We start from the raw sequence: 13787 nt of genomic DNA on the forward strand, positions 1-13787 counted from the left end.
AAAAGCTAGAGGGGAAAATCATCTTACTTATAGCAGGTAATGCAAGCACCACCACCTTCAATATCATCGTAGATCTCATCCATACTTAATGTATCGATAAGTTGTTCTTCATCTACCATAGAGTGCATGCCGAGGCGGCGGTTACGTTCTCTTAATTTTTTCTTTTCAAATCGCTTAAGTGCTTTTTCATGATTTTCTTTGATCTGGGCTATACGAGCAGGATCTTCAAGTGTTGTTAATGGCTCATTAGGTCCCATCCAATAGAAAGTTTCACCGTTATCACTAGTTTCAGCTTGCTTCTCAAATGCTTTAGCTTCTTCAAATGCGTCAGGGTAACGCTCCATTAAGCGTACCCATTCAATTTTTCTCTGAAAGAAACAGAATGTACAACCAGAGCGGGATCGCCACTCATAATATTTGGGCAAGCCAATTCCTGCACTTTCTAAAATAGCAAGAACACCAGCCTTCTTGATGCCATCATCAGCAAAGGGCATCTTAATTGTTAGATTTTGTTGGGACTCGTTGGGTTTATAACCATCTCGCCAAGGTTCATCAGCTCTAATACCGACATAAGAAATAACTTCATAACCATCATCAAGATATTTCTTTATCCAGCGCTCAAATGGTTCCAGTTTCATTCGAATTGTACACCAGCGCTGACGTCCTGACGGTAGGAAATTATTATGTTCTTTCAGAAGCTTATCAAAAACTTTCACATCGTTATTAACGACTCGCTCAGTATGGTTAATACGTAGAACATTTTTACCTAGAAGACTTTCTAGTTCTTCAATAAACTCATAGACTTCTGGGAGCTCATAACCTGTATCGGTAAAAAAATAGTCAATATCGATTTCAGGGTATTCTCTCGCCATATAAATTGCGAGTGCCGCACTGTCTTTTCCTCCTGAGAGGCCTAGAACATGTTTGACTTTTTTGTTTATGCTCATGACTAATGCCTATGTCTTAACGCTGTGCCACTAATGCTTCTTTGAGCAACTGATGCAGAACATCAATTCTTTCAAACTCAGAAAGAGCCGTTAGTTCCAATTGAATAGCATTCTTTGTTTCTAGGGTAATAGGGTTGTTTGTTAATTTAATTTCTTTCGTATAGTTAACTAGTCCATTTTGCTCTTCTAAAACAAGAGAAATATTTTTAGTCTCAATTTCGTTTTGTGTTGTTGATGACGATTTTGTTTGGCTCGCTTTCACTATGCGTAAAAAGTCTTGAGCATAATCACTAATTTTTTGTTCTGCAGTGAGTAAATTAGGTTCATTCCAATTTTGAATTCCGCGGCCAACAACAACAGCAATAAGAGATTCTAACCATTTAAGACCAAATTCTTGACTCTTACCTAGTTCTCGAGCAAACGATTTTAATCGTAAATCACCTGATTTTTCTTCTACAACTTGGCACATTTTGATTAATTTATCCCCCGTTTCTGGGAATAATTGCTTAATCCTCCAGTTCATGTGGCTAAGCATTTTTTCATGTGCTCCTTTTAAAATGGTCACACATTTTTCAATTTCATCAACACGCTCAATAAATGTCATAGTACCTTCTGGATCAATGACTCGAACGATTTTATTGATAAGTAGTTCATGAGGATCATTTGCGTATAAAAAGGCTTCACGTAAACGTAATACTTTTGTATTCATTACGCCATCATCATGAACTAGATTGCTTGCATTTTTAACCCAATGGGATAAACCATGCATTGTTGTTACAAATGGAGTGGCTACTGATAATAAATTAGTAGTAACTGAGCGTGTTGTGAGTGTAGCTGCATAAGATGCAAGTAATTGCAGCCATTCTTTATCTTTGTCTTCTAATCTTATGAATTTAACTGCAAGTTCTTTTGGTGATTTCTGCAGCTTATGAACGTAATCTATATCAGGTTCTGAAATGAATTCAAAATCACCTGACATGGCTTTTTCATAAAAGGCAATATCTTGTCCAAGTGTTTGTAAGTAGGCAAATACTAGGATAGGAAATACACCACTGCTTAAACCATAAGGAGCCCCTGACCACATGGATTCAATATCACCGAGATTGATTTTGCTACCCGCATTATCACTTAAATAGTTAGTGGTTGTTTCAAATAATCCTTTGAGCTTAGATGGCATATTCTCCGTAGACCATCCCCATTCACCATCTTTTTCAATATGTAGATTGGTACTTTTTAAACAGCTTATATACATTGACATTTCAGGTGGAAAACCAGTAATACCTAAGTTCTTTTCATCACTATAGTCAAGCATCGCTTCTAGTAATTTTTTACGAGCTGATACGGCTGTCCCAGAGAGCTTATTGCGGTTTACTAGTTCATTTAAGATACTTGGACTTTTAAAATAAATGTCATCAGCTAAATCACTTGCGATTTCACTAAGAGGCAATAGTTTTTTCTTCGTGCCCCTAGTAAACCAGAATGAATGGGTAAACCCTTCATCAATTGCAGCCCAAAGCATTTTATTTGCATCAGAAAGACGACTTTCATATTCCTTTTGGGCTACTTTGTCGTGGACTAACACTGCCCCTACATCGTTGTCTGCTTTTAATAGCTCTAAGGCATAAATTTCTTTTGCATACGTTTGGATTTCAGATGCATTAAATGCATTTGCTAATGCTATAGTTGAGTTCTCTTTAGTAAATATATTTAATTTATCATCCTCAACAGGAGACATTAATAATATAAAATTAGCAAACTCGCCTTTTTGTTGGGATTTAATTTTACCTAGATCAATGCTGTCTAAGTTTTGAAGTAATAACTGCTCTGCCCAACGTAAACTACCGAATGTATGATAATGGCCTTTTGCAATGATTTGTTTTGAGAATTTAATATTTTCTATTGCTTCGTTGCTATTAGCTAGTTGTTCTATTTTATCGTCAAGTAATGCGGGAATATCTAAATCACTACCTTCAAAAATGACCCATGATGATTGGTATTTACGATAAATAATAGCAGAAACATCTTGTAATATAGAAAGATGCCCTTTTAACTCTAAAGTGTCGTTAATCCCAGATGCAGCTTGTAGCGTTAATTCTGTCGGGTACAATTTAGCAGGTTTACCAAATAGAGAAATTAATGCAATTGATTTTAAAATATTTAGTGTTGTCTCTGGTACATCAATACGATTGATAACTTCAGAAGCTTCAGCCCAGCTTCGCCCGTCAGGAGAGCCTAATATGGCATGTTCTAAGTTTGTTTCTAAATAATCCCAGAGATGATGTAAACTATAGCGGTCACAACAATCGCTATGGTTTTTCAAAAACATTTGGAAGCTACACTGCTCGTGGGAATTTAAAAAACCAAATGTACTACGTTCGTTTTGACTGAAGCGACGTTTAGATATAGGTCCGAGAATAAGCGCAACTAATGGATGTAATGGTGCTGCATTGTGTAAACGTGATGATAATTGCTCTATGCGATTTTTATTGTTATCTAAAGATGTGAGTGCATTTAATGTCATATCGACATAGGCAGTAGTATCTTTACTTGCTGTTCTTGAAGGAACGATCGACTGAGCAATTAATGCTACCGTTTCATCAGTAGAAACGTTATATGGGATGTCAGCATAACGCCCTTGAATTTTGCCCCATTCTTCCTGTAGTTTTGTTCCGCGATCTTTTGCATATTCGCTAAATGCTTGGTGCAGTAAACCAAGGAAAATAATCGGTGTTTTAACGCGCCCTAAGACTTCAGCTAAATCTTGGAATAAGTGTAACTCGCCTTTATTTTTATTAATGTATTCAAGTGTTTTGCCCATTTCATCGGCAATAATTAATACGCCGTCTACGAACGGCTTTACTTCTATAAATAATTCTTCCCAATAGGAAATAAGATCTGCTTCATTTTTTGGGGTTATCTTTTGATATTTACTGATTAGACTTGCTGTATTAGGATGCTCTTTTAGTGCGTTGAGAGTAGCGTTCCAGAAAACATCAACAGGAGTATTAACACCGCCAACTGAACGAATTTGTAGCCATCCTTTATGATAAGGAACACTCTTATTTAGCAGTTTTTGAGTTTGACTATTAATTGTTTGACAAGCTGCATTATAAATAGCTTTGTCGGCATTTAGCAAACCTGTAAGTAATAAAGCTATAGTTGATTTACCTGAGCCATAAGGTCCTGTTAGTGTATAGGCACTTTGATTTGTTTGCCCAAATTGACGTAATAAGGTTTCTAATGCTGTTTGTGCAGTACCGTGATATACAAGACCTGAGAAAAACTCTACTGATAAGTCGCTATCAATACGTGTTGAGCGTTGATGTCTAACTGCAATTGAATATTGTTCTGCTAAAGTCATAATTATCTCTGGTAGTAACTATCTAAGTATGCACTTGGTTCTACTTTATGTAGATCTTTAAAATGGTGTTGGACTTGTTTTAAGCCTTGAGTATCTGTCCATGCGATTTTACCTTGAGTTAGGATTTCTACTTCATCTAACTTTTCACTAAGTCCAAAACTTGTGAGTCTGAAAATTTTTCCAGGAGAGCCAATCCCATTTAATAAGGTATCGAATGAGATTGTACTTTCATCGCTTATTTGTTGACCGATACTATTTTTTTGTTTCTTCTGAATATAATCAATTAGTGCATAAGTGAATATTTCAATTGGAAGAGATTTTCGGTCTGATAACTCAGCTAAGTAATGTTTTGAGTCAATCTGAACTAGTAAGCCTAATTCTGTAAAAGGTGATGTAAAACTATCTTCATTAATTTTATTATTTGAAGTATATTTTGTTGCATACATTTGAAAGAAACAATCAATATCTTTTTTCAACGTTGCTTCAGTTAATTCTTTATCGTGATGTATTAACGATAAATTTATATCTTTAGCTAATTGCAGTTTATCGCTGCGAATACCATTAAAGTAATTAAAAAACCAACGAGCTGTGTTGAGTTCAGCATTCTCTGTTGGGATATTTTGCATTAACCAATGTAGCAACCAAATGCTTCCTACTTTGTCCAGGTATTCGTCATAGGCATTGTGTCCATCTTTGTTGACAAAAAGACGCTTTGCTAAACTAGTTAATTCATAAGTTTGAGTTTTTTTATCTGTGCAGCTAACTAAGTTTAATATACGAATCCAATGACGGATAGAAAGGACCATATTTTTCCCCATACCCATCGAAATCATTTGTTCTTCAATTGTTTCTTTATCAGAAATTGAGTTGTTTTTTATAACTTCTTGTATAATCTTGTAAATCCAACCGTATCTGACCGGAAATGTTTGATGCCCTGAAAATTTTAGGGTGCTAGATTCGATAGTCAATGTACTTACCTTAGTTGTTTGGAGATTTTATCCAAACGCGATTCTAGCAAAGAGAGTTGTTGTAGAATAGGATAAAAAGATATTTATGTAGTGTCTGTTTTTTTGTGTGATTGATCATATTATTTACAGTGTATATGTTGTATAAAGAAGGATTTGTTTATGCCTACTTTGAAAGACATTAGAGATTATTTTTTATGCAAAAGTCGTTAGATATATTTAAAGCTGAACCGCAGTCAGTTTTTGATGTTATATGTGACAAAAAGAATACTGGTTTTTATATGCCAGCATATCAAAGACCGTATTCATGGGAAGAAAAGCATATTCAAGATTTGTTTGCAGATTGTGAAAATGTGTTTAGAAATCTATTAGAGTCATCAGACGCTATTATCTTTTTAGGTTCATTACTAACTGTCGATGATAGTGCCGCTTCAACAATTTTCCCTTTAGCTAAACGACATACTCCGACACATATTAAACTTGTAATTGATGGTCAACAGCGTCTTTCGACACTTGTTTTAATTATGTTATGTTTGAATGAGCGGCTAAATACATTACTGCCTAAACTTAAAAAAGCTATTGATAAAGAAGCAGATGCTAATTTAGCCGATTCATTAGAAGATTTAAGAGAAATTGTGTCTCAGCTTATACAGGATACTTCAAATTTTGTTGTTGAAACGCAAGCTGAGCATGATTTATATAAATACTTACCTAAAGTGATTCGTTCTCAGGTTGATTGCTGGGGTAAAGACGACAAAAAAGCAAATTATACAAGCCCACTTTCTGAAGCTTTACTTCATTATCAGAGGCATACCATTGATTGTAAGGATAAAAATTCATTTAAGGCAATGAGTTTAGATAATCTGTCAAAGCGTATTGTCGATAATATTAAAATAATTCGGAAACAGTTAGATGATGTTCAAGTTGGCTTTAAAGCTAATAAAGATGAGACATTTTTGACTGTTGAAAATCTAGTTGATAAAGAAACGCTTGATGTTTGCTTAGATTTTCCTATTGATAATTCATTGTTAATCGCTTCTGATAAAAATACGGATGTTAAATCTATAATATTTATTACAGCGTTTGCAAAATTTTTGTTGCACCGTGTTTGCTTGACATATGTTGAAGTTAATAATGAATCTTATGCTTTTGATATGTTTGAAGCGTTAAATACTACTGGTGAGCCACTTACTGCAATTGAAACATTTGTACCTAAAGTAATTGAACATATCGGTTATAAAAGAAAGCACGGAGATGATGACGATGCAGATAATGCACTAAAAACATTAAATGGAATTACTGAAAGGTTTGAAGTTATAACGAAAACTAAAGATAAAAATGATAAAGCTAAAGCTTTAATTTTAGCATTTGTTCGTGCGTATCAAGGTAAAGTGAAAATAACTACTTTACGTGATCAGCGTGATGCGATGATAAAGAGCTATGACAGTTGTTTATATATTGATAAAGATGATTATTTAAACCACCTTAAAGCAACAAGTGATTTTTTATTCGATTATTGGCAAGCAAAAACACCTGATCTTACCAATTTTATTGGTAACCATGAATTAGAACAGGCTAATATTTGTCTAAGATATTTAACAGACTTGAAACATGATATAGCTTCGAGTTTATTAGTTCAGTTTATTTTACAAGATAAAAAATATAATACATTGGAAACTTCTGACTCAAATTTTGTTAAGGCCTTAAAAGCAATTACAGCTTTTAGTGTTTTATGGCGTACGATGAGTGGTGGAGCTGATGGTATTGATAATGTGTATAAAAAATTACATGAAAAAGGTTTTAAGATTGGAGATAGTGAATTTCCTCCTTATCAGCTTCAAAATAATACTTCGTTAAGTCAGGAAAAATTTGATATTGAGTTGGTGAAATCTTACTTTATATCGGAGTTAGAAAGTAAAATTATCACAAAAGATTCACCAGAAAGTACCATTGAAGCTAAATGGTTAGATATTTGTTCAAAACAGCCAATACTAACTAAGACTAAAAATATTAAGCTATTGGTATTATCTGCATTTCATAATTTAGAATTAAATTCTGAAGGCTTTGTTCGCTCTGATGAAAAACGTAATGATTTTTATACAACATCAATGTGGGATTTGTTGTCAAATAATGAACGAATTTCTAAGGTTTATGCTTCTGGTTTGTCAGATATAAATTCATTTGCAGATCAAAAAATCATTCAGCCAGAAATTTTCAATAAACTTGGCAATGTTCTTGTTGATGCTAGATGTAATATTACTAATAACAAAAATCAAAGTTGGCATAGTTTGAGACAAAAAATGCTTGAAGCTCAAAATAATGAATCGATAGATAATATTGATAAGTTGTTGAACTCAGAAAGCATGGTTTCGAATGAAACAAAAAGAAATGCCACAGTATTAATGTTTGAGCGTAAATATGCTGAGATTACTTATTTTGATGAATGGACAGAGCAAGCTATTAATGAAAGAACAAAACTTTTATTGAGTAATGCTTGGGAAAATTTAATTGATTGGCTTAAATAGGATAGGTAAGCTGTCATGCTGTTTTCTAGCCTAGATTTAAAAACAAAATATGATACAGATGAAGATAATATATTAGAGAGCTTTTATATTCCTTTGTTAACAAAGGCAAATCGATATGACCGTGCAGTTGGGTATTTTTCATCTCATGTTCTTGAATCGATGGCAATTGGGTTAGAATATTTTATTCGTTCAAATGGGAAAATGCGCCTTATCATTGGTGATCCTCTTACTGATGATGAGTATGAAGCGGTCTTGAATGGAACTAATAATAGAATAGCCATCTGTGCCCAAGAATTAAGTGAAATATTATTAGAATCTGAAAGTAAAAATTTAAAAATACTTAGTTATTTGATAGCAAATGCACAATTAGAAATAAAGTTTGCTTTTACTTCTAAAGGTATGTTTCATAAAAAAGTTGGAATTTTTTATAGTGAATCAGAGCAGGTTGTTTTTAGTGGCTCTGCAAATGAAACCATTGCAGGGTTATCTAAATATAATTCAGAAGAAATAAGTGCTTTTTTTAGTTGGAAACTTTCATTTGAAGATTATGGTCAACCTGAAATTGCTCATTTTGAAAGCCTTTGGGCTAATCAAAGAACACGAACAAAGGTGGTTGAATTAAGTTCTGATTTTTATAAAAAAATCAGAACTAGTGTCGATAAAGAAAAAGTATACAAAGAGATTTTTAATGAATCAGAACCTAATAAAAATAATGATCTAGGTGGTGATGTACCTAATAAGCCGAAATTATTTTTTAAATATAGTATTGAAAAATCAAATCAAGGCTTGATTGTAATATCACCTAGTCAAAAAATACCCGCTATACCTTTATATGTAAAAGGAAAACCGTTTCAGCTTTTTCCTCATCAAATTGAATCTATAAATAACTGGAAAAATGCTGGATACCGTGGTCTTTTCAAATTGGCAACAGGTGCGGGTAAAACGTTCACTTCTATTTGTGCAATGGTGAAGCTTTATGAATCACGTTTAAAGTATAATCAACAAACATTCGTCGTTATATCTGTTCCTTATATTGAGCTTGCTAATCAGTGGTTAAAAGAACTAGAGTTATTTAATATCAGTGCTATTCCTTGTTATGACGGCATAGATAAATGGCTCACAATTTTAGATAAAAAAATATTACGTTTTAAATCAGGTGAATTGAAATTTTCTTGTATTGTTGTTGTTAACAAGACATTGGTATCGGATGTTTTTCAATACAAGATATCGAAAATATCATGTGATGATATGCTATTTATTGGTGATGAATGTCATCATTTAGGTAGCGAAAATCTGTATAATTGTATTCCTCGGTGTAAGCACAGAATCGGTTTATCTGCTACGCCATTTAGAAGTGAAGAAGATGAAATAGAAGGTAATCCTTTTCCAGATCTTGCGAGGGAAAACTTGATTGCATATTTTGGTGGTATTATAAGCGAATATTCATTATCTGATGCTATTAACGATGGCGTTTTAACTCCATATATTTATGATTTAGTGCCTGTCTATCTAACTGAAGAAGAGCAAGAGATATATGAAGAATATTCCTTTAGCATTCAACGTTTAATTTTAAAGGCAAAAAACATCTCTTTAAGTAGTGAAGAGCGACAGTTACTTACTACTTTATGTGGAAAACGCTCTCGTTTATTAGCCACTTGTTGTGGGAAATTACCTGCTTTAATTACTTATTTGGAAAACCATAAAAACTTATCTCTTGCACATTCACTTATTTATGTTGGAGAAGGAAAAGCTCTAGATGAAGAAAGCCGTTATGTTTTTAAAGTAACAAATGCTTTACATGAATATGGCCTTCGTGTTTCAAAGTTTACATCTGATGAAACTAGTTATGAGCGAAAAAACATCATGAATAATTTTAAAAATAAAGATATTGATGCACTTATAGCAATGAAGGTTCTGGATGAAGGTATTGATGTTCCGGTTTGTAAATCAGCCTTCATTTTAGCTAGTACACGAAATCCTCGACAATATGTGCAAAGACGAGGCAGGGTTCTGAGAAAAGCAGAAGGAAAAGAGTCTGCATTAATTGTAGATTTTGTTGTATTGCCTTATCAGAACATTACAAACAACTTTAGTCAAAACTTACGTAATGCAGAGTTGAATCGAATTAAAGATTTTATGTTAACTGCATTAAATGCAGATGAGATTGAAAACAAGATTATAAATCTAGGGGTATTGTGATGAGCCTGGCAGCTTTTAAAGCTCTTTTAAAGCAGATAGATATTGAGACTGAGGAAGCTCATAATAACTATTCTGAACGTTCAGCTGTACACTGTGCAGCATTACAGATAATGCAGTTTGAAAAAGATCTGTATTATGGTGAAGCTGTTAACGGTAAACACTTGAAAAAAATTCAATCGATTATTGAAATCCATCTTGAAGATATTATAAATGAAACTACTAAAAATAAAAATTAACAACTTCCGTCAGTTTTATGGTTCGCAAGAGATTGAATTTGCTACTGATAAAAATAAAAATGTTACTCTTATTCATGGTGAGAATAATGGTGGTAAGACAGCATTATTGAATGCTTTACGTTGGTGTTTATACGAAAAAACTACTGACAATTTATTAGATTCTAAAAATTTGATGAATAAACATGCTGTTGCTAATAAAGAGAGTTTGTTTAGTGTTGAAATTCAATTAATTCATAATAATAAAATTTATGAAGTAAAAAGAATTAAATCTAATACAGCTGGTTCTAAATCTGTTCTTAAGCTATATGAAATTGTTGATGGTTGTTATTCAGAAAAATCTGAAAGTCATCCTATGACTCTAATTAATACCTTCTTACCTGAAGAAATGTCGGAGTATTTCTTTTATCAAGGTGAAGGTACAGGAACATTGAGTAGTCAAAATGATTTCTCTCATATCAAAGCTGCAATACATAAGGTATTAGGATTAACAATTGCAGAGCAAACGATTAAACATTTAAATACTATTCGTTTGGGTTACCAAAAAGAATTAAGTCAATTCGATACTACTGATGAGTTGTCAAAAGTTATTAAGGAAAAAGAGTCTTTAACAATAACTATTGAACAAAATAAAATTCAACTTGAACAGAAACATATTGAGTTAAATGAAGCGCATAAGAAGTATGAAGAACAATTAAAAAAACTAGTTAAATTTGATAAGACAGATATTGAAGAAAAGATTAAATTAAGAGCAGAAAAAGCAAAAATGCTTAGTGATTTACAAAGGAATCATGATAGCGCTATTTTAGAAAAGGCAAAAAAACTACAGGTTTTATCAAATCTGCTTTTAGTAAATCACTTGCAAATGTTGATTTATCGCAAATTAACATAGATGAATTGAATCAAACTAATAGATACTCAGTAGATAAGCAATTGATTCAGGAAATTCTAGTTAGAAACGAATGTTTATGTGGTTTACATTTAGAAAAAGGTAGTCATGCATCACTACTTATTGAAGAGTTATCTAAATTTGCTGTTGATCCGTATTTAAAGAGACGTTGGCAAAAAGCTCTTGATTTACAGACTGAACTTAAAAAAATCTGTTCGCCTAAACATCAAATGAGCGATATCCTTTCTAAAATTGATGATTATCAAGATAGAATTTTAGATATTTCAAAACAAATTCAAGAATTATCGTATGAGATTAAAGACTCTGATATTACTGATATAAAACAAATAGAGGTAGAAAAAGATCTGGCTCATAGTAAATATCAACAGTTAGAGCGTGAAATACCGATATTAGAAGGTAAAATCAAAAGGACATCATGTGAACTTGATGAGTGCGAAAGAAGAATTTTGCGCCTTTCATCTTGTATGCCAATGGCTGAGAGAATTAATAAATTAATAAGTGCAACAGATCAAATTATTCAATTGTACAGTGAAGCTATAGCTACCTCGAAAAAAGATGTTGATACTATTTTACTTAAAAAAATGCAGGATTTTTTTAATAGAGTTGCCTTTAATGGTTATACCGTACAGAAAGAGATGAACAATGATACTAAACGAAATAGTAACTTAGGTCACTTCACTTGGACGATAATCGATAGAAGTGGAAAAAAAGTTGCAGTAGGTAATGGATATCAAGCAATGTTATCAATTTCATTTATCATTGCATTAATAGAATTTTCTAAAGATAGAAGCAACAACAAAAGCCATTTACTGACTCCTGGAACTATAGCTCCATTTATTGCAGATTCAATTTTAGCGTTTATTGGCCCTGATAATGGTCGTGAACTCGTTCGCTACATTTCAGAATCGGTAGAACAGTCAATTTTTATGTTTTCTCAAGCTCAATGGACTGAAACTCATACAGATAAAGGGATCAGAGATAAAATTGGTAAAGAATACAATTTAGTTCAGCATACAGTTCTATCGGAAGATGAATTTAAAGGGCAGTACCCTACCCAACTATCTGTGCAAGGTGAAAAATTTCCTGTGGTTAGATTTGGAAGTGAGTTTGATAAAGTGACGATTGAGGAGATTTCTATAAATGGATAATTATAGTGAGTGGCGCAAACTATCTGTTTGCAGAAATACTGAATATGAATCACTTGTTGAAAAGCTTTGTTCGACAAAAAATTCATCATCTGATGAAACAGTATTTAGTACAATTAAAGATTTCATGGTGTTTGCTGCATTGGTAGGTTTTCAATTGGATCTATACCGTCCATTAGAATCAAATATGAATAAGATTTCTATAATTTTAGAAACGTATGCGTCTACTAATCATGATTCATATATTTACTTGATGGCTTTATCTAAAAAGCCATCGCTAGATACTCTAAAGGATGAGAACCTTCGTGAAGCAATAAGTATTTTCGAAGCTTATTGTAATGGAGGATTAGAATATATTGGTAGATGGATCTTTTCTAATGTGGGTAAAGATATCGGCTCTGATATTTTGTTTAATCAAACTTTAGAATATCTAATTGACAATGAATAATTATTACGACTATGCAGCATCAACACCTGTGTCTCAATATGTTCTTGATGCAATGAGTCCTTGGCAAAGTGAAAATTTTGCTAATCCATCGGCAGCTCATATTCAGGGACAAAAAGCAGCTAAAGCTATAGAAGAAGCTAGAATGATCATTGCTGATAAAATTGGAGCGATGCCTAGTGAGATTATTTTCACTAGCGGTGCAAGTGAAGCTAATAATATGGCTTTAAAAGGAGTCGCGTTTCAATTTTTAGATGATAAGTGTCACATAATTACTTCTTCTATTGAGCATAAATGTATTCTAAATACTTGCAGTTTTCTCGAGAAAATAGGTTTTGAAGTTACTTATATTTCACCAAATAAGTATGGTGAAATATCTCCTGATAAAGTTAAAAAAGCTGTACGAAAAAATACAAAGCTTATATCGATTCATCATGTTAATAATGAGTTAGGATCTATTCAGCCAATAGCCGACATTGGTTCAGTTGCTTATGAATATGGTATTCTTTTTCACTCGGATGCTGCACAAAGTTTTTGCAAGTTAGATATTGATGTAGATGATATGGATATTGATATGCTTTCTTTGTCAGGACATAAAATTTATGGACCTAAAGGAATTGGGGCGCTCTATATTCGTAATGCTCGTAACGCTAGTATTGCGCCTTTGATTCATGGTGGAGGGCAAGAACTTGGTATTCGTGGAGGAACTCAGCCAACACCATTAATTGTAGGGTTGGGTGCAGCGGTTGAAAACTATCCCCAAAAGAAAAATATCAAGCATAGTAAATTTGAAAAAATCATAAGTGATTATAAATTTATTCGAAATGGTGGTGGAGACGTGATATCAACAACATGGAATATTACCTTTGTTGATGATAAAGAGGTTAGACGTTTTACTGATGATTATCCTTGGTTGATATCTCAAGGTTCTGCATGTAATTCAATATCTAATATGCCATCTCATGTTTTAACTGCAATTGGTTTATCAAAAGAAGAAGCTCGCCGGACTTATCGTATTAGCTTTCCTCCTTATACCTTATAACTGTTTTTCTATTTA

At 33.0% G+C, this 13787-nt stretch carries 10 protein-coding genes; 7 read left to right on the plus strand and 3 right to left on the minus strand.

Annotated features, from left to right (window positions below):
• Positions 1–23 precede the first annotated feature (23 nt).
• Genes WAX86_RS03125 through WAX86_RS03135 form a run of 3 tightly spaced genes read right to left on the minus strand, consistent with a single transcriptional unit; the run spans position 24 to position 5276 of the window.
• Positions 24–947, minus strand: coding sequence for a phosphoadenosine phosphosulfate reductase family protein (locus tag WAX86_RS03125; RefSeq protein ID WP_341489087.1), 924 nt, complete (start codon positions 945–947; stop codon positions 24–26).
• A gap of 16 nt (positions 948–963) precedes the next feature.
• Complete coding sequence (locus WAX86_RS03130) at positions 964–4308, minus strand: hypothetical protein (RefSeq protein ID WP_341489088.1); 3345 nt, start codon at positions 4306–4308, stop codon at positions 964–966.
• A gap of 2 nt (positions 4309–4310) precedes the next feature.
• Complete coding sequence (locus WAX86_RS03135) at positions 4311–5276, minus strand: DUF4007 family protein (protein WP_341489089.1); 966 nt, start codon at positions 5274–5276, stop codon at positions 4311–4313.
• 194 nt (positions 5277–5470) lie between these two features.
• Here WAX86_RS03135 and WAX86_RS03140 point away from each other — a divergent pair, with 194 nt between their 5' ends.
• From WAX86_RS03140 to WAX86_RS03170, 7 genes are read left to right on the plus strand one after another with little or no spacing between them, the layout of a single operon-like run.
• On the plus strand, positions 5471–7798 hold the full coding sequence (locus tag WAX86_RS03140; protein ID WP_341489090.1) for a DUF262 domain-containing protein: 2328 nt from the start codon (positions 5471–5473) through the stop codon (positions 7796–7798).
• A gap of 15 nt (positions 7799–7813) precedes the next feature.
• Positions 7814–9997, plus strand: a complete 2184-nt coding sequence (locus tag WAX86_RS03145) for a DEAD/DEAH box helicase family protein (RefSeq protein ID WP_341489091.1) — start codon at positions 7814–7816, stop codon at positions 9995–9997.
• Complete coding sequence (locus WAX86_RS03150) at positions 9997–10233, plus strand: CxC ATPase DNA modification system associated small protein (protein ID WP_065172220.1); 237 nt, start codon at positions 9997–9999, stop codon at positions 10231–10233. The genes WAX86_RS03145 and WAX86_RS03150 overlap by 1 nt, the downstream gene beginning before the upstream one ends.
• Positions 10208–11122 (plus strand): AAA family ATPase, encoded by a 915-nt coding sequence (locus WAX86_RS03155; protein WP_341489092.1) that lies wholly within the window; start codon positions 10208–10210, stop codon positions 11120–11122. Before WAX86_RS03150 ends, WAX86_RS03155 begins: the two co-directional genes overlap by 26 nt.
• A gap of 41 nt (positions 11123–11163) precedes the next feature.
• The gene (locus tag WAX86_RS03160) at positions 11164–12288 is read left to right on the plus strand and encodes a hypothetical protein (protein WP_341489093.1); all 1125 of its coding nucleotides are present in this window, start codon (positions 11164–11166) and stop codon (positions 12286–12288) included.
• Entirely contained in the window at positions 12281–12733 is a 453-nt protein-coding gene (locus WAX86_RS03165; RefSeq protein WP_065172219.1) for a hypothetical protein, read from the plus strand. Before WAX86_RS03160 ends, WAX86_RS03165 begins: the two co-directional genes overlap by 8 nt.
• Positions 12726–13772 (plus strand): cysteine desulfurase family protein, encoded by a 1047-nt coding sequence (locus WAX86_RS03170; RefSeq protein ID WP_341489366.1) that lies wholly within the window; start codon positions 12726–12728, stop codon positions 13770–13772. Before WAX86_RS03165 ends, WAX86_RS03170 begins: the two co-directional genes overlap by 8 nt.
• Positions 13773–13787: the final 15 nt, after the last annotated feature.

The organism is Photobacterium damselae subsp. damselae (genome assembly GCF_038086725.1).
Classification (GTDB): domain Bacteria; phylum Pseudomonadota; class Gammaproteobacteria; order Enterobacterales; family Vibrionaceae; genus Photobacterium; species Photobacterium damselae.

Coding starts and splice junctions, on each gene's coding strand:
- WAX86_RS03125 (WP_341489087.1), bottom strand. CDS start 947: ATGAGCATAAACAAAAAAGTCAAACATGTTCTAGGCCTCTCAGGAGGA.
- WAX86_RS03130 (WP_341489088.1), bottom strand. CDS start 4,308: ATGACTTTAGCAGAACAATATTCAATTGCAGTTAGACATCAACGCTCA.
- WAX86_RS03140 (WP_341489090.1), top strand. CDS start 5,471: ATGCAAAAGTCGTTAGATATATTTAAAGCTGAACCGCAGTCAGTTTTT.
- WAX86_RS03145 (WP_341489091.1), top strand. CDS start 7,814: ATGCTGTTTTCTAGCCTAGATTTAAAAACAAAATATGATACAGATGAA.
- WAX86_RS03150 (WP_065172220.1), top strand. CDS start 9,997: ATGAGCCTGGCAGCTTTTAAAGCTCTTTTAAAGCAGATAGATATTGAG.
- WAX86_RS03155 (WP_341489092.1), top strand. CDS start 10,208: ATGAAACTACTAAAAATAAAAATTAACAACTTCCGTCAGTTTTATGGT.
- WAX86_RS03165 (WP_065172219.1), top strand. CDS start 12,281: ATGGATAATTATAGTGAGTGGCGCAAACTATCTGTTTGCAGAAATACT.
- WAX86_RS03170 (WP_341489366.1), top strand. CDS start 12,726: ATGAATAATTATTACGACTATGCAGCATCAACACCTGTGTCTCAATAT.